Source organism: Aliirhizobium wenxiniae (assembly GCF_019511445.1).
GTDB classification, from domain to species: Bacteria; Pseudomonadota; Alphaproteobacteria; order Rhizobiales; family Rhizobiaceae; genus Neorhizobium; species Neorhizobium wenxiniae_A.
In genome coordinates, this window is record NZ_JAEUAN010000005.1 from 263,186 (window position 1) to 280,452 (window position 17,267).

Sequence of the window (17,267 nt, forward strand, 5' to 3'; positions counted from 1 at the left end):
GGTGGGATGCCTCACCCGGAATGCTTCTCCGTGAGAAAAGTCGGATCGGCCGCCAGCGCTAAACTGGCGGCTGGTCCAGACCTGTCAGGCGTTGTTCTTGCCGATGCTGTGATAGGTAAACCCATGCGGCTCTACCTCATGCGCACGGTAGACATTGCGCAGATCGACAAACACCGGCGTCGCCATGATCGTCTTCAGCCGGTCGAGATCGAGCGCGCGGAACTCATTCCATTCGGTGACCAGAACCGCCACATCCGCACCGTCCGCTGCCTCGTAGGGATCGGCAACAAAATCGATCTCCATCATCTGACGTGCATTGTCCATGCCTTCCGGATCGTACCCGGCAACGATCGCACCGGCATCCTTCAGCGTCTGCACGATGGCGATCGCCGGTGAATCCCGCATGTCGTCGGTATTCGGCTTGAAGGTCAGACCGAAGATCGCAACCTTCTTGCCGCGCACGTCGCCGCCCGCCGCCGCAATCACCTTGCGGCCCATGGCCCGCTTGCGGTTGTCGTTGACGGCGATCGTCGTCTCGATCAGGCGAACCGGGCTATCATAGTCCTGCGCGGTCTTGGCGAGCGCCAGCGTATCCTTCGGGAAGCAGGAGCCGCCATAGCCGGGACCCGCATGCAGGAATTTTGCGCCGATACGGCCATCGAGGCCGATGCCGCGCGACACGTCCTGCACATCGGCACCAACCCGCTCGCACAGATCGGCGATCTCATTGATGAAGGTGATCTTCATGGCGAGGAAGGCGTTGGCCGCATACTTGATCAGCTCGGACGTGCGACGGCTGGTGTAGAGGATCGGCGCCTGATTGAGATAGAGCGGCCGATAGACCTCGTTCATCACGGGGCGGGCACGTTCGTCGGAAATGCCGACGACGATGCGGTCCGGCCGCTTGAAGTCCTCGATCGCCGCCCCTTCACGCAGGAATTCCGGGTTCGACACAACGGCGAAGTCGGCGTCGGGGTTGCTCTCGCGAATGATCCGTTCCACTTCGTCGCCGGTGCCGACCGGCACGGTCGACTTGGTGACGACAACGGTAAAGCCCTTCATCGCCTCGGCGATTTCCTTGGCGGCCGCATAGACATAACCGAGATCGGCATGGCCATCACCACGACGCGATGGCGTGCCGACGGCGATGAACACGACATCGGCCTCGGCAACGGCCGGTGCAAGCTCGGTGGTGAAGGAGAGGCGGCCTGCCTTGACGTTGGTTTCGACCAGCGCATCGAGGCCCGGCTCGAAGATCGGGATAACGCCTTTTTTCAGCGCCTCGATCTTCTCTTCCGCCTTGTCGACACAGATCACCTTGTGACCGAAATCGGCAAAGCACGCCCCAGACACCAGCCCGACATAACCCGAGCCAACCATTACGATGCGCATATGACTGCCTTCCTATTCAATAGCGTCTATCGATCGATAAGGCCTTGCGCCAACAGACCGATGACACCGCAGCCGCCAACATAAGTATCGGCTACGTTCTTCGTTAGAGCAGCTATTATCCTCGTCCGAACTCGTCGACAATGCGGATGATGTCGTCTTCCCCGAGATAGGAACCGGTCTGTACCTCGATCATTTCCAGCATGATCTTGCCGGGATTGGCCAGACGATGGACTTCGCCCTGCGGGATGTAGACGGACTCGTTTTCGCGCACGATCTTGATCTCGTCGCCGACCGTGACTTCCGCTGTGCCCTTGACGCAGATCCAGTGTTCGGAGCGGTGATGGTGCTTTTGCAGTGACAGCTTTTTGCCCGGCGTGACGAAAAGCCGCTTCACTTGGAAACGGTCGCCGTTGAGGATCGACGTGTATCCGCCCCAGGGACGATAGGATGTCGGATGGGTCTGGGTCAGGGCTGCGGTGCCCTTGGCGGATCCGAGCAGCTTGACCAGCGACCCGACGCTCTGGCTCTCGTCGAGCTTGCCGACATAGACGGCGTCTTCGCTGGCAATGACAGCAACACCGTCAAGGCCCTGCACCGCCAGATGGCTGGTACGGGACATGACGAGCGAATTGCGGGTGTTGACGACAGTGGCATTGCCGAGCGCGACATTGCCCTCGGTGTCTTGCTTGCCGAGCTTCCACACAGCATCCCAGCTTCCCATGTCCGACCAGGAGAAAGAGGAGGGGACGACTGCGGCATTGGCGGTCTTTTCCATGATCGCGTAATCGATGGAAATATCGGTCGCCTTGCCGAAAGCGTCAGCATCGAGCCGGACGAAATCGAGATCGTTCTGCGCCTTGGCGACGGATGCCGTGGCCGCATCGGCGACCGCAGGCGCGTATTTCTTCATTTCCGACATCACCTGGGCAACGCCGAACATGAAAATGCCCGAGTTCCACAGGAAGCCGCCGGCATCGAGCATAGCCGCTGCCTTATCCGCATCCGGCTTCTCCACGAAGCGCTTTACAGCCTTGGCGCCGTCGCCAAGATCCTTGCCGACTTCGATATAACCGTAACCGGTTGCCGGCTCGGTCGGCATGATACCGAAGGTCACGAGCTTGCCGGCCTTTGCCGTCTTGAAGGCGATATCGATCGCTTCCTGATAGCTCTCACCGGAAACGATCTCATGATCGGAGGCCAGAACCTGGATGATGGCGTCGTCGCCGAATTTCTTCATCACGAAGGCGGCCGCAGCCGCGACGGCCGGTGCCGTATTGCGCGCAGTCGGCTCCAGCAGCACGCCTGAAAGCTTCACGCCCAGTTCGCGTGCCTGCTCGGCAACGAGAAAGCGGAAATCCTCGTTGGTGATCACGACCGGCGCTTCGTAGAGGCTGCTGTCGGAAATGCGCTCCAGCGTCTTCTGGAACAGGCTGAGATCATCGGTGAACTGGATGAACTGCTTTGGCGCGCTTGCACGCGACAGCGGCCACAAACGTGTTCCCTTGCCACCCGCCATGATTACCGGAATGATCTTGTCAGTCATGCTTGCCCCGCCTTGTACCGTTCTGTGTTCAGTGCCGGAATTGTCTTTAGATATTGCGTTCGGTTGCAAAGCGCCGGATCAGCGCCAGGCCATTATCAAGAAGTGTCGCAGCTGCCGCTTCGGTTGCCGCCTCGACATAACAGCGCATCTCCGGCGCATTGCCCGATGGACGCAGATGGATGACGCGGCCGTCCTCGAGAGTGACCCTCAAACCGTCAATATCGCTTTTCCTGGCAACAATGCCGATCGGCGACAGAAAGGTCTTGAGGTTCTCGTCCGACTGCCTGAGATCGGCCATCAGTGCCGCACTCGTTTCGATCGGAAAATTTTCCAGCCTGTCTGCCATGGCAACCGGCATGCGAAAATCTTGCGCCAGTTGCGAAAGCCGGCGTTTCTTTTGCGCGGCAAGCCAGAGAGGGGCGAGGATTGGAAGAAAGCTGTCGCGTGTCGGCAGCGGTCGGATCGATCCGCCCGGCAGTGAAAAGGTGGAGGCCGTCAGCAGGCCGCCATTGGCCTCGAACCCCATGACTTTCTCGCGTCCCGCAGCCAGAGCCTCGCTCATGCCGGCAATGACGAAGGGGGAGCCAACCCGCGTGCGAACCACCTCGAACGTACCATTCTCCTCGATCCCGGAATTGGAGGTGACCGGCGTCACGACCACGTCCGCACCGAGGAAAAGCGATGAGATCAGTCCGAGCAGGTCGCCGCGCACCGGTTCGCCCTTTTCATCGGAAAGGAGAGGGCGGTCTCCGTCGCCATCGGCCGAAACGATGGCGTCCAAGCCATATTCGCGAACCCATTGGCGCAGTGATGTGACCGTCTCGGGTGAAACCGCTTCGGTATCGACCGGAATGAAATCCTCCGAAAACCCGAGTTCAACCACCTCGGCACCATAATGCCGAATCGCCTCGACCAGCAGATCGCGTGCGACAGTCGAATGCTGATAGACGCCGATCTTCAGCCCAGTGAGCGCGCCGGCGGGCAGGATGGACAAGACGCGCGCGGCAAACAACGCATTCGCGGCATCGCTTTTATCCGGTGCCGTGCCGGGTGTCGCATCGATATCGGTATCAGCCAGTTCGGCAGCGATAGCCGAGATCTCCACTTCGTCCTGCTTGTCGATCTCGCCGTCCGCGCGGTAGAATTTGATGCCGTTACGATCGGCTGGAATATGTGACCCGGTAATCATAAGGGACGCTGCGCCGATATCGAGGCCGTAAAGCGCAAGAGCCGGTGTCGGCAAGGCTCCGCAATCGAGCGGGTGAAGCCCCGCGCGCTGAAGCGCTCCGATACAGGTTGCAGCGATGGATGGACTGGATGGGCGAAAGTCGCGTCCGATCAGAATGGGATCTCCGGCCTTTGCCAGGCCGCTTCTGATCAGATGCAGTGCAAATGCTTGCGCATAAAGTGCTGATGCGCGACCTTCGAGATCGGTAACCAGGCCTCTCAGTCCGCTCGTGCCGAATTTCATCGAAAATCCATTAGGTTGCAAAGCCCTACATACTAGACGATACACTCGGGTCTCGCCTGTTTTTCAGCAAAAAATCTAACGTTCGAACCCTGCGGCTTTGCGACGGAACGCAGACCTTTGAAGTGTGCCGAAGCCAACACGCCACCACGGTATTATGATGTTATGCATGATGGAACCTTGTTTAGACAAGGGTTATCTTCTGGATGCAGTGATGTAGTATGGTTTTTTCTGCATTTTTGATGAATTCTATTTTCGGCGTGTTCGAATTTAGAGTACTTGTCGATGTATTGTTTGGTTTGTCGGTGGAGAATTTTATTTTTATGTGGAATATATTGTGAGGTTTTACAATTGACTTCAGGTTTTATCTTTCGGGTAAATGTGCGGAAGCAGATAAGGCCTGCGCTGGGTTCTATCGTCTTGCGTCACGGGTTGCCGCCATCTGGAGCTTGCTGGTGATCGGCCGAAAAGGTCGCGGCCTGCCTCATAGTCTAAGCTTCAGTTTTCCCGCATTGCCCTTTCCATCTGGTCGCTGATCGGTTTCATCAGATAAGCAAGCGCGGTTCGCGGTTCAGACTTTATATAGGCTTCCACCGGCATGCCGGGGATCAGTGCTAGGTCGCCAAGTTTCGCCCGTTCTTGCGCCGGGATCGCGATCCGGGCGGAATACCATGTTTCGCCCGTCTGCTCATTGACGCTGACATCCGGCGAGAGGTTCTCCACCCGGCCTTCGATCTCGGGTGTATTTCTCTGGTTGAACGCCGAAAAGCGCAGCCTTGCCGCCTGTCCGATAGAAACCTGGTCCACGTCGGTCGGCTTGATCCGCATCTCGACGGTCAGCATGCCGCTGGTTGGAACGAGATTCATGGCCGTCTCACCGGGGCTCAGAAACCCGCCGATCGTATGTGTTGCCAACTGGTGGACAATGCCGTCGACCGGAGCGCGAATGTCGAGATGAGCGATCTGGTCCTCAAGCGCCAGCCGCTGCTGTTTGAGCTTGGCAAGCCGGCCTTCCGTATCGACCAGATCGGTAAGGACCTCCGCCCGGCGATCCTTCTGCAGTTGCGCAATCTGCAGCTTGATTTCCGCAATCCGTTTTTCCGCCGTTGCTTCATCGGAAAGAAGCTGGCTGCGCTCGCCGCTCAACTGCGCCACGATGCGCTTGGAATCTGCCAGCCGGGAAAACTGCACGAGACCGTTCTTGGCAAGGTTGTCCAGTCTCTGTGCCTGCTGGCTGCTCCATGCGGTTTCTTCCGCGTTCGCCGCCAGCTTCTGGCGCGTGCCGTCCCGTTGCTGCTCGACCTGGGCGATCTGTTCCTTCAGTTGCGCCGTCTTCGCTTCAATCTGCTCGCGTCTTGCCTCAAACAGTGAAGTCTCCGATTTCAGGTCAGCGATGAATTGCGTGTCGTTCAGCCGGGTCATCAGCTGCATCGGGTCGATCAGCTCCGTTCCTCCGTCGCGCTCGGCGATCAGCCGCAGCCGTTTTGCATCAAGCTGCTCCATTTCTCTGGATGTTGCAGAAAGGCTGGTGCTGGCCTCAACGCCATCAAGGCGCAGCAGGATGTCGCCGACGCGAACCGTCGCACCATTGCCGACGCGAATTTCCCTGACGATGCCGCCTCGTCCATGCTGGATCTTCTTCGTATTGCCCTCGACACCGACAATGCCGCTACCGATCACCGCGGAGCTGATATTCATCGTCGCCGCCCAGCCGCCTGCGCCGACCACGAGTACGCCAATCGTCACGCCGGCAAGCAGCATGTAGCGTCTGATCGCCCTGTTGGCGGGGCTTTCCAAATGCGTTCTCATCATCCCGTCCTCCGCGCCTCATCCGGCTTGGTCTTGAGCGCGCTCAAGATTGCGTCACGGGGTCCGAATGCGGTCATTGCACCGTTGTTAATGACGATAAGGTGGTCGACGACTTTCAGCATGTTGGCGCGGTGGGCAATCACCACGACGATCGCTCCCTTTTGGCGGGCGCTGTTGATTGCGGATGTCAGTGCTTCCTCGCCGTCGGCATCAAGATTGGAATTCGGCTCGTCGAGTACGACGAGAAACGGATTGCCGTAGAGTGCGCGCGCCAGTCCGATACGCTGGCGTTGTCCGCCTGAAAGCGTGCCGCCGCCTGCACCGACCTGCGTATCATAGCCGTTCGGCAGCGAAAGGATGAGGTCATGGACATTCGCAAGCCTGGCTGCTTCGACAATCTTTTCCGATGTCGCGGAAATCGAGAAGCGTCCGATATTCTCGGCAACGCTCCCGGCAAAAAGTTCGACGGTCTGCGGCAGATATCCGATCGAGGCGCCGAGCTCGTCGCTCTTCCATTGTGTAAGCTCTGCTCCATCCAGGCGGATTGTGCCTTTTGCGACAGGCCATGCGCCAACGAGTGCGCGGCCGAGGGTGGATTTCCCGCTGCCACTTGGGCCGATGACGCCGACGGCCTGACCTGCAAACAGACTGGCCGAGACATTTTGAACGATGGGCGCGTCGCCATTCGGTGGGCTGACGGCAAGGCCAGCGATGGAGAGAGAGCGGCACGGCGCCGACAACTGCATCTCTGCGGTTTCCGGCGGCATGAGGTCTAGCGTCTCGCGCAGCCGTTTCGCCGATTGCCGGGCGGCGATGAAATTGCGCCATTGCCCGGTTGCCATCTCGATTGGAGCGAGCGCCTTGGCGGTCAGTACGGAAGCGGCAATGATCACGCCGGCCGATGTCAGCTGGTCTATAACCAGAAGTGCCCCGAGCGCCAGGATGCCGGATTGGAGAGCGAGTCGGAAAATCTTGGCGATCCCGTTGAATGTCGCCGTCAGATTGCCGCTGCGCAGCCCTTCCTGCGTATAAAGGTCATGAGCATCCTGGATGCGCTTGGCATAGGCGCCCTGCATCCCCATCGCCTTTATCGTGTCCGTGTTGCGGCGGCTCGCGTCTGCAAGCTCCCATCGGTTCGCGAGCATCTGCGCCGCCCGCTTGCTCGGTGCGCGCAGCAGGATCTCGCTGCAAAAGGTGAGGCTGAGAAGAATGACTGCGCCGCCGATGACGGCCAGCCCAAACAGCGGATGGAATAGATAAAGCAGGCCGATGAAGAACGGTATCCATGGCAGGTCGGCAATGGCTATCGGTCCTGGACTGCCCATGAACTGCCTGATCTGGTCTAGATCGCGAAGTGGTGCCGGTGATCCTCCCTCCCGTCCTGCCGGTAGTGCGGTCAATGTGGCCATGATTGCAGGCTGGCTCAGCGTCTCGTCGAATCGTCGGCCGATCTGAAGTAGGATCTTGGAGCGGAGGATTTCGATGATGCCGAGCGCCGCGTAAATCCCGGCCGCCAACATGGAAAGCGCCGCAAGGGTCGGAATGCTGTGGCTCGTCAGAACCCGGTCATAGACCTGCATCATGAAGATCGGACTGACCAGCATCAGCACATTGCTGACGGCGCTCAATATCGCGATACCTGTAAATGCTTCCTTGGTGGCGGAAAGTGCGGATCGGATCGAAGGTTTCCCTTTTGTCGTCGCCAAGTACGACCTCCTGCGCGCGAAATGCCGAGGGTGAGGAGCTAGGCTAGGAGGGTGGGGTTCACAATTGGTGAACGTTTCCTGGCCGTGCGAAATCTTGCACTGCTGGATAATATCGCTCGCGAAACCTGCCTGTCAGGGCTTTGGCCGGCCGGGTTTAGGGCTTCTTCCTCGCGCTCGATCCGATCGCAACGCGCATGCAGGGCTGGAGATAAGCAGAAATGCTGCTCTGCAGACTGCGGAAACGTATTCCAGGTAGGCAGAAGAAGGCCGGAAGATAATAAGTGGAATTTCAAGGGGAAATGGTGGGCGATGAGAGACTCGAACTCCCGACATCCTCGGTGTAAACGAGGCGCTCTACCAACTGAGCTAATCGCCCTTCGCGAGACCGGATCATGTCCGCCGCGTCGGTGGCCGTGATCTATGCGGATCGGAAAAAAACCGCAAGAGCCTTCGTGATGTTTTTTTGAATTTTTTGTCGCTATCCCTCAAAAAAGAGCGTCTGTGGATAAAACATTGAAAGCGTCATTCTTTTGTCTTGAAACCTGCTTGACACCCGATCCCGAACCTCTTAGACAGCCGCCAACCGAGCGATTGAGGTCGCCCGGCCAAGAGGTTTCCCTCCTCGGAGGAAAGTTTCTTGAAGAAAGTGCGGGTGTAGCTCAGTCGGTTAGAGTGCCGGCCTGTCACGCCGGAGGTCGCGGGTTCGAGCCCCGTCACTCGCGCCATTCTTCTCTCACTGATTGATCGGTTGACCCCGATTGATCCGCCGTAAAAGGCAAATGCGCGGGTGTAGCTCAGTCGGTTAGAGTGCCGGCCTGTCACGCCGGAGGTCGCGGGTTCGAGCCCCGTCACTCGCGCCATCTTATTCTCCTCCATTGATGCCGTTCGTGCCGCCTGAAGCGGCATCGCGATCAATGTGGTCTTCCTCCTGTTTGTTCGGTCGCAGAGGTCCCTACGTATTCTGTGCTGATTGCCGTGCGCCGATCCTTCGCAAGGGGAGGGGTGCTGTTCGCAATTGCGTGATCGGTGGCATTTCTACCGGGTGTTTCCTATTCAAGTCGGCTATGTTCACGGTCGTTGCGTGGTTTTCCCGCAATGCGTGAGTGCGTCGGTTCGCGATGCTGTATTTGCCTGTGTTTTCGGTGTGCTTTGCAACCGAAAAGATTGTTTTCTGCTGCCTGTTCTGCTGTGTACAAACGTCGCAGGGCGGGTTTGTCGCCTGCGGAATTGGCAAAAGGCAAATCCGCTGCAAACGTTGAGTTTTTTGCTCCTGTTAATAATTATTCGCGATACTCTGGCTGCAATAGTCTCGCCGTTTTTCAATCGTTTCAGGCTTTTCCGCGCCCTCTGCGACGTTTTGTCGTATTTCACACCTCTATGCGTGTGGGGTGCCTTGTTAAAGCACTTGCGTGGGAAACGTTGCTGCGATAGTCACGGCTTGTTGCAATGCACGTTCGCTTGCCGCGCATTGACTAAAAATGCGCCACTCGGCGCTTATTGCAGGCAGGGGTTGGAATCATGAATGAACTTCTCGCGTCTTACATCCCGATCGCGATATTCATCGGAATCTCCTTGGTCATCGGCCTGGCGCTTTTGATCGCGCCGTTTGCTGTCGCCTATAAGGCTCCGGATTCGGAGAAGCTTTCGGCTTTCGAATGCGGGTTCAATGCATTCGATGACGCGCGCATGAAGTTCGATATTCGATTCTACCTCGTATCGATTCTTTTCATTATCTTCGATCTGGAAGTCGCCTTCCTTTTCCCTTGGGCTGTCTCGTTTGGAGATATGGGCTGGTTCGGTTTCTGGTCGATGATGGTGTTTCTTGCCGTGCTTACGGTAGGATTTGTCTATGAGTGGAAGAAGGGAGCCCTGGAATGGGAGTAGTCGATAGCGGCAGCACCCTCGTTGCGCCTCAGCCGAAAGGCATTCTCGACCCCAAGACCGGCAAGCCGGTCGGCAGTGATGATGCCTTCTTCGGTGAAGTCAATGACGAACTGGCCGACAAGGGGTTTCTCGTCACCTCCACGCAGGACCTGATCACATGGGCGCGCACCGGTTCGCTCATGTGGATGCAGTTCGGTCTGGCCTGTTGTGCCGTTGAAGGCCTGATGCAGGTCTCCGGCCCGCGTTATGATCTTGAGCGCTTCGGTGTCGCGCCGCGTGCCTCACCGCGCCAGTCCGACGTTATGATCGTTGCCGGCACGCTGACCAACAAGATGGCTCCCGCGCTGCGCAAGGTCTATGACCAGATGCCCGAGCCGCGTTATGTCATCTCCATGGGCTCCTGCGCCAATGGCGGCGGATATTACCACTATTCCTATTCGGTGGTGCGCGGCTGTGACCGTGTCGTCCCCGTAGACATATATGTACCGGGCTGTCCTCCCACGGCAGAAGCGCTGCTTTACGGCGTGCTTCTGCTGCAAAAGAAGATCCGCCGCACCGGCACGATCGAGCGCTAGGCGGGGAGGGGCTTATGACAATCGAACGCTTGACCGAGCTTTCCGCATATCTTTCGGAGGCAAAGCCGGCACTCATTTCGGAAGCGATCATCGCCAATGGCGAGCTGACGGTCATCACCGAGGCTCAGGGCATCATCGAGCTTCTGACTTTCCTGCGTGACGATCCCAAATGCGGTTTCGTCTCCTTCACCGATATCTGTGGTGTCGACTGGCCGGCGCGCGAAAAGCGCTTCGATGTCGTCTATCACCTCCTGTCGCCACGCCAGAACCTGCGCATACGCGTCAAGCTCGCGACCGGCGAGGACGATGCTGTTCCTTCTGCAACGGCTGTCTATGCCGGCGCTGAATGGTATGAGCGCGAGGCTTGGGATCTCTATGGGATCGCCTTTTCCGGCCATCCGGACCTGCGCCGCCTTCTGACCGATTACGGTTTCGAAGGTCACCCGCTGCGCAAGGATTTTCCGGTCACCGGTTTCGTTGAGGTCCGTTACGACGACGCTATCAAGCGCGTTGTCTACGAGCCCGTGGAACTGCGCCAGGAATTTCGAAACTTTGACTTCTTGTCTCCCTGGGAAGGGCCCGAATACGTGCTTCCCGGCGACGAGAAAGCCGACGACAAAGCCAAAGCCTAAGCCGGCGCATTTTCGCGACGGCCCAATCCTTTTCCCGCCGCAGCCGCAAGCGCTGTCCGGCATGGAGCAAGCGGTATGACTGAGCATAACGTCCGCAATTTTACGATCAACTTCGGCCCGGAGCACCCCTCCGCGCACGGCGTTCTGCGCCTGGTCCTGGAATTGGACGGTGAAATCGTCGAGCGGGTCGATCCGCATGTCGGCCTTCTGCATCGCGGCACCGAAAAGCTGATGGAGACGAAGACCTATCTCCAGGCGCTGCCCTATCTCGACCGGCTCGATTACGTAGCCCCGATGAACCAGGAGCACGCTTATTCGCTCGCGGTCGAGAAGCTCCTGAACATCCAGATCCCGATCCGCGGCCAGCTGATCCGTGTTCTTTATTCCGAAATCGGCCGCATCCTCTCGCATGTGATGAACGTCACGACCCAGGCCATGGACGTCGGTGCCATGACGCCGCCGGTCTGGGGCTTCGAGGAACGCGAAAAGCTGATGGTATTTTATGAGCGCGCCTCGGGCGCTCGCCTTCATGCCGCCTATTTCCGTCCCGGTGGCGTCCACCAGGACCTCCCGCCGGAGCTGGTGGAAGATATCGGCGCCTGGTGCGATCCGTTCCTCAAGGTTCTCGATGATATCGAGGGCATGCTCACCGACAACCGCATCTTCAAGCAGCGCAACGTCGATATCGGCGTGGTCAAGCTGGAAGACGCCTGGGCCTGGGGTTTTTCGGGCGTCATGGTCCGTGGTTCGGGCGCTGCCTGGGATCTGCGCAAGGCGCAGCCTTACGAATGTTATTCCGAAATGGATTTCGATATCCCGATCGGCAAGAACGGCGACTGTTATGACCGCTATCTCATTCGCATGAACGAGATGCGCCAGTCGGTTCGCATCATGAAACAATGTGTCGAGCGCCTGCTCGGTGATGCGAAGACCGGACCGGTCTCGTCCACCGATGGCAAGGTCGTTCCGCCGAAGCGCGGTGAGATGAAGCGCTCGATGGAAGCGCTGATCCACCACTTCAAGCTCTATACCGAAGGCTATCACGTGCCGGCGGGCGAAGCCTATGCCGCGGTCGAGGCGCCGAAGGGCGAATTTGGCGTCTATATCGTCGCCGACGGCACCAACAAGCCCTATCGCTGCAAGCTGCGCGCACCGGGCTTTGCTCATCTCCAGGCCATGGACTTCCTCAGCAAGGGCCACCAGCTGGCCGATATCTCTGCAGTCCTCGGCTCGCTCGACATCGTTTTCGGCGAGGTGGACCGCTAATGGCCCGCTTTGACGTCACGATGTCTGCCAATGTCCGCGAACACTCGGCGCGGGCTGTCCAAATAACTGATAAGGCGTAAGAAACTATGTCCGTTCGTCGACTGGCCGAAGAACAGTTCCAGCCCGCAAGCTTCGCCTTCAGCGAAGAAAATGCTGCATGGGCTGAGGCAACGATCAGGAAATATCCGGAAGGCCGGCAGCAGTCCGCCGTGATCCCGCTTCTGATGCGGGCGCAGGAACAGGACGGTTGGGTCACGCGCGCCACGATCGAGCACGTCGCGGCCAAGCTCGACATGCCCTATATCCGCGTCATGGAAGTGGCGACTTTCTATACCCAGTTCCAGCTCAAGCCGGTCGGCACGCGCGCCCACATTCAGGTCTGTGGCACCACGCCCTGCATGCTGCGCGGCGCAGAAGAGCTGATCAAGGTCTGTCAGCGCAAGATCCATCATGATCCGCTGCATCCGAATGCAGAGGGCACGCTGTCCTGGGAAGAGGTCGAGTGTCAGGGCGCCTGCGTCAACGCACCGATGGTCATCATCTTCAAGGATGCCTACGAGGACCTCACTCCTGAGCGTCTCGAAGAGATCATCGACACGTTCGAGGCAGGCAAGGGCGCAGAGGTCAAGGTCGGTCCGCAGATCGATCGTCATCTGTCTGCGCCGATCGGTGGCGCGGTCACGCTGAACGACGATATCAAGCCGGTTCGCACCAATCTGGAGCCGCAGCCCGAAGCGCATGCCGATGCCGCACCGGTTCCGCCGGCAGAGGCAGCAAAGCCCAAGGATACGGCACCCGAAACCGACCCTAAGCTGAAGACGCCGGTAACTGCGCCGAAGGCTGCCGAGGCAAACGCCAAGGCAACCGAAGACAAGCCGGCCGCTGATGCACCCAAGACAGAGGCCAAGGCTGAAACGGTCAAGGCCGCTCCCGCGGTAAAGTCCGAAAAGCCGTCGCTGGAAGACAAGAACCGTCCGAAAGGCATCGACAAGCCCGACGCGGTTGACGACCTGAAGCTGATCTCCGGCGTCGGTCCCAAGATCGAAGGCACGCTCCACGAACTCGGCATTTACACCTTCGCGCAAGTCGCATCGTGGAAAAAGGCCGAGCGCGAATGGGTCGATGGTTACCTGAATTTCAAGGGCCGCATCGAGCGTGACGACTGGATCAAACAGGCCAAGGCGCTCGCCAAGGGTGGCGAAGCCGAATACATTAAAGTCTTCGGCAAGAAACCGCGCTGAGGGAAGAGCAGATGGCGGAAGTCACCAACGAGCTGATCTACGAGATCTTGAAGTCGATGCAGGGGCGTTTGTCCAACATCGATGACAAGCTCGTGGCAATTGATGGCCGGTTGGATTCGCTTACTTTGCAGGTGCGCGGTCTGGCGATGGAAATGAACGCCGCACACGGTGACATCGCCAATATCTATAAAGTTCTCGGGCGTCAGGACGCGCGTCTTTCGCGCATCGAAAAGCGCCTCGACATAATCGACGAACCGGCGGAATAGCCCATGCTAAAAGATCAGGATCGCATCTTCACCAACATCTACGGCCTCAAGGACAAGTCTTTGAAGGGCGCGATGAGCCGTGGCCACTGGGACGGCACGAAGATCATCATCGAAAAGGGCAGGGACTGGATCATCAACGAGATGAAGGCATCCGGCCTTCGTGGTCGTGGTGGCGCCGGCTTCCCGACCGGTCTCAAATGGTCCTTCATGCCGAAGGAGAATGATGGCCGTCCGCATTATCTCGTCGTCAATGCCGACGAATCCGAACCCGGCACCTGCAAGGACCGCGAAATCCTCCGCAACGATCCGCACACGCTGATCGAAGGCTGCGTCATCGCAGGCTTTGCCATGGGCGCGCATACTGCTTTCATCTATGTCCGCGGCGAATACATGCGCGAGCGCGAAGCGCTGCAGGCGGCGATCGACGAATGCTACGCGGCAGGCCTGCTCGGCAAGAACACGGTGCATGGCTGGGATTACGACATCGTCGTCCACCACGGCGCCGGCGCCTATATTTGCGGCGAAGAGACGGCATTGCTCGAAAGCCTTGAAGGCAAGAAGGGCCAGCCGCGCATGAAACCGCCGTTCCCGGCGAATATGGGTCTCTACGGCTGCCCGACCACGGTCAACAATGTCGAATCGATCTCGGTCGCGCCGACCATCCTGCGTCGTGGCGCGTCCTGGTTCTCCTCCATCGGCCGCGCCAACAATGTCGGCACCAAGCTGTTCATGGTCTCCGGCCATGTGGAGCGTCCCTGCACCTTCGAAGAGGCGATGGGGCTCTCCTTCCGCGAGATCATCGAGCATCACTGCGGCGGAATCCGTGGCGGCTGGGATAACCTGCTGGCCGTCATTCCCGGCGGCGCATCCTGCCCGATCGTCCGCGGCGAAGACATGGCCGATGCGATCATGGACTTCGACGGCATGCGCGAAGTGAAATCTTCGTTCGGCACCGGCGGCATGATCGTCATGGACAAGTCGACCGACGTCATCAAGGCGATCTGGCGCATCGCGGCCTTCTTCAAACATGAAAGCTGCGGCCAGTGCACGCCGTGCCGTGAAGGCACCGGCTGGATGATGCGCCTGATGGAGCGCATGGTGCGCGGCAATGCCCAGAAGCGCGAAATCGACATGCTCTTCCAGGTCACCAAGCAGGTCGAAGGCCACACGATCTGCGCGCTCGGCGACGCAGCCGCCTGGCCGATCCAGGGCCTGATCCGCAACTTCCGCCCCGAAATCGAGGCGCGGATCGACCAGTACACCTACAATGCGACGTCTGAGGGCGCCGTCATGGAGGCTGCCGAGTAAAAGCGCCGCAAATGCGGTTTCGGCAGTTGAAATGAACCATTTTCAGGCCCTCGGGTCGGAATTGAACACAGGACGTAAGTGAAACGATGGCAACAAAGCTGAAGGTTGACGGCAAGGAAATCGAGGTTCCGGACCATTTCACGCTGCTTCAGGCATGCGAGGAGGCTGGCGCCGAAATTCCGCGCTTTTGTTTCCACGAGCGCCTGTCGGTCGCCGGCAACTGCCGCATGTGTCTGATCGAGGTAAAGGGCGGCCCGCCGAAGCCGACCGCGTCCTGCGCCATGGGCGTGCGCGATATCCGCGGTGGCCCGAACGGCGAACTGCCGGAAATCTTCACCACCACGCCGATGGTCAAGAAGGCCCGCGAAGGCGTGATGGAATTCCTGCTGATCAACCATCCGCTCGATTGCCCGATCTGCGACCAGGGCGGCGAATGCGACCTGCAGGACCAGGCGATGGCCTTCGGTATCGACAGCTCGCGCTACGGTGAGAACAAGCGCGCCGTCGAAGACAAGTATATCGGTCCGCTGGTCAAGACGGTGATGAACCGCTGCATCCACTGCACGCGCTGCGTCCGCTTTACCACCGAAGTCGGCGGCATTTCCGAGCTCGGCCTGATCGGCCGTGGCGAAGATGCCGAGATCACCACCTATCTCGAACAGGCCATGACCTCCGAGCTGCAGGGCAACGTTGTTGACCTCTGCCCGGTCGGTGCGCTCACCTCAAAACCTTTCGCCTTCACCGCCCGTCCGTGGGAACTCGGCAAGACCGAATCGATCGACGTCATGGACGCCGTAGGCTCCGCCATCCGCGTCGATACCCGCGGCCGCGAAGTCATGCGCATCATGCCGCGTGTCAACGAACAGGTGAACGAGGAGTGGATCTCCGACAAGACCCGCTTCATCTGGGATGGCCTGAAGACCCAGCGTCTCGACCGTCCTTACGTTCGCAAGGATGGCCGCCTGCAGCCAGCAAGCTGGGCCGAAGCCTTTGCAGCCGTCAAGACTGCCGTTTCCGCCGCCTCAAACGACAAGATCGGTGCAATCGCCGGCGACCTCGCTTCTGTCGAGGAAATGTATGCGCTGAAGCAGCTGCTCACCTCTCTCGGATCGGAAAATCTCGACTGTCGCCAGGACGGGACGGCGCTTGATCCGTCGCTTGGCCGTTCGAGCTACCTCTTCAACCCGACGATCGAAGGCATCGAACAGGCCGGCGCTCTGCTCATCATCGGCGCCAACCCGCGTCTCGAAGCAGCTGTCTTGAACGCTCGCATCCGCAAGCGCTTCCGCCGCGGCAATTTCCCGATCGGTGTGATCGGCGAAGTCAACGAACTGCGCTACGCTTACGATTATCTCGGTGCCGGTCCGGAAACGCTTGCCGATCTCGCATCGGGCGTCAACAGCTTTGCCGAAAAGCTGCGTGGGGCGAAGAACCCGATGATTATCGTAGGGCAGGGGGCTCTCTCCCGTCCGGACGGTCTGGCCGTTCTTCAGGCAGCCGCCCAGCTCGCAGGCTCGGTCGGCGCACTGACCGAAGAGTGGAACGGTTTCGCTGTCCTGCACACGGCAGCGTCGCGCGTCGGCGGTCTCGATCTCGGTTTCGTTCCGGGTGCAAAGGGTGCGGATGCCGCAACCATGTTGCGCTCGATGGACGTTCTCTTCCTGCTCGGCGCAGACGAGATGAACTTCTCGGCCAAGTATGCCAAGACGACGATCTATATCGGCAGCCACGGCGATAACGGTGCGATGAATGCCGATATCATTCTGCCCGGTGCGGCCTATACCGAAAAGTCCGGCACCTGGGTCAATACCGAAGGCCGCGTCCAGATGGGCAACCGCGCCGGCTTCGCGCCGGGCGAGGCCCGCGAGGAATGGGCAATCCTGCGTGCACTCTCCGACGTGCTCGGCAAGAAACTGCCCTTCGACAGCCTCCACGCCCTGCGCGCAAAACTCTATCAGGACCATCCGCATTTCGCCGAGATCGACGAGATTGCAGTTGGTTCAGTCAACGACGTGGCAGCGCTCGGCCAAAAGGCCGGCGAAATGACCAAGGGCGGCTTCGCATCGCCGATCAAGGATTTCTACCTGACCAACCCGATTGCCCGTTCCTCTGCCGTCATGGCCGAGTGCTCGGCATTGGCCCGCAACAACTTCCAGGCTGCGGCGGAGTGATATGAA

At 59.1% G+C, this 17,267-nt stretch carries 13 protein-coding genes and 3 tRNA genes; 10 read left to right on the plus strand and 6 right to left on the minus strand.

The genetic code is table 11. The features are described 5' to 3' along the window. Positions 1 to 84 precede the first annotated feature (84 nt). The 6 genes from JNB91_RS08835 to JNB91_RS08860 form a co-directional block, all read right to left on the minus strand. On the minus strand, positions 85 to 1,392 hold the full coding sequence (locus tag JNB91_RS08835; protein WP_220325132.1) for a UDP-glucose dehydrogenase family protein: 1,308 nt from the start codon (positions 1,390 to 1,392) through the stop codon (positions 85 to 87). A 115-nt stretch (positions 1,393 to 1,507) separates the two neighbouring features. Beyond that, the gene (locus JNB91_RS08840; RefSeq protein WP_220325133.1) at positions 1,508 to 2,935 is read right to left on the minus strand and encodes a mannose-1-phosphate guanylyltransferase/mannose-6-phosphate isomerase; all 1,428 of its coding nucleotides are present in this window, start codon (positions 2,933 to 2,935) and stop codon (positions 1,508 to 1,510) included. 46 nt (positions 2,936 to 2,981) lie between these two features. Further along, on the minus strand, positions 2,982 to 4,406 hold the full coding sequence (locus JNB91_RS08845; RefSeq protein ID WP_220325134.1) for a phosphomannomutase: 1,425 nt from the start codon (positions 4,404 to 4,406) through the stop codon (positions 2,982 to 2,984). Positions 4,407 to 4,901: 495 nt separating this feature from the next. Then, positions 4,902 to 6,212 (minus strand): HlyD family type I secretion periplasmic adaptor subunit, encoded by a 1,311-nt coding sequence (locus tag JNB91_RS08850; protein ID WP_220325135.1) that lies wholly within the window; start codon positions 6,210 to 6,212, stop codon positions 4,902 to 4,904. Beyond that, complete coding sequence (locus JNB91_RS08855) at positions 6,212 to 7,918, minus strand: type I secretion system permease/ATPase (protein WP_220325136.1); 1,707 nt, start codon at positions 7,916 to 7,918, stop codon at positions 6,212 to 6,214. The genes JNB91_RS08850 and JNB91_RS08855 overlap by 1 nt, the downstream gene beginning before the upstream one ends. A 300-nt stretch (positions 7,919 to 8,218) precedes the next feature. Beyond that, positions 8,219 to 8,294, minus strand: a tRNA-Val gene (locus JNB91_RS08860). Between the two features lie 272 nt (positions 8,295 to 8,566). Between JNB91_RS08860 and JNB91_RS08865 the strand changes: the two genes are divergently transcribed. From JNB91_RS08865 to nuoG, 10 genes are all read left to right on the plus strand, one after another. Beyond that, a tRNA-Asp gene (locus JNB91_RS08865) sits at positions 8,567 to 8,643 on the plus strand. A 58-nt stretch (positions 8,644 to 8,701) separates the two neighbouring features. Further along, positions 8,702 to 8,778: transfer RNA gene (locus JNB91_RS08870), tRNA-Asp, on the plus strand. 658 nt (positions 8,779 to 9,436) lie between these two features. Continuing rightward, positions 9,437 to 9,802, plus strand: a complete 366-nt coding sequence (locus tag JNB91_RS08875; protein WP_220325137.1) for an NADH-quinone oxidoreductase subunit A — start codon at positions 9,437 to 9,439, stop codon at positions 9,800 to 9,802. Continuing rightward, positions 9,793 to 10,377 (plus strand): NuoB/complex I 20 kDa subunit family protein, encoded by a 585-nt coding sequence (locus JNB91_RS08880; protein ID WP_220325138.1) that lies wholly within the window; start codon positions 9,793 to 9,795, stop codon positions 10,375 to 10,377. Before JNB91_RS08875 ends, JNB91_RS08880 begins: the two co-directional genes overlap by 10 nt. Before the next feature lie 14 nt (positions 10,378 to 10,391). After that, on the plus strand, positions 10,392 to 11,009 hold the full coding sequence (locus JNB91_RS08885) for an NADH-quinone oxidoreductase subunit C (protein ID WP_220325139.1): 618 nt from the start codon (positions 10,392 to 10,394) through the stop codon (positions 11,007 to 11,009). A gap of 75 nt (positions 11,010 to 11,084) precedes the next feature. Next, entirely contained in the window at positions 11,085 to 12,275 is a 1,191-nt protein-coding gene (locus JNB91_RS08890) for an NADH-quinone oxidoreductase subunit D (protein ID WP_220325140.1), read from the plus strand. 86 nt (positions 12,276 to 12,361) lie between these two features. Beyond that, the gene (locus JNB91_RS08895; protein ID WP_220325141.1) at positions 12,362 to 13,516 is read left to right on the plus strand and encodes an NADH-quinone oxidoreductase subunit E; all 1,155 of its coding nucleotides are present in this window, start codon (positions 12,362 to 12,364) and stop codon (positions 13,514 to 13,516) included. A gap of 11 nt (positions 13,517 to 13,527) precedes the next feature. Continuing rightward, on the plus strand, positions 13,528 to 13,782 hold the full coding sequence (locus tag JNB91_RS08900; protein ID WP_220325142.1) for a hypothetical protein: 255 nt from the start codon (positions 13,528 to 13,530) through the stop codon (positions 13,780 to 13,782). Positions 13,783 to 13,785: 3 nt separating this feature from the next. Next, positions 13,786 to 15,090 carry an NADH-quinone oxidoreductase subunit NuoF gene (gene nuoF / locus JNB91_RS08905; RefSeq protein WP_220325143.1) on the plus strand — a complete coding sequence of 435 codons (1,305 nt, stop codon included), beginning with the start codon at positions 13,786 to 13,788 and terminating at the stop codon, positions 15,088 to 15,090. Between the two features lie 86 nt (positions 15,091 to 15,176). Next, complete coding sequence (gene nuoG / locus JNB91_RS08910) at positions 15,177 to 17,261, plus strand: NADH-quinone oxidoreductase subunit NuoG (protein ID WP_220325144.1); 2,085 nt, start codon at positions 15,177 to 15,179, stop codon at positions 17,259 to 17,261. The last annotated feature ends 6 nt before the right edge of the window (positions 17,262 to 17,267 follow it).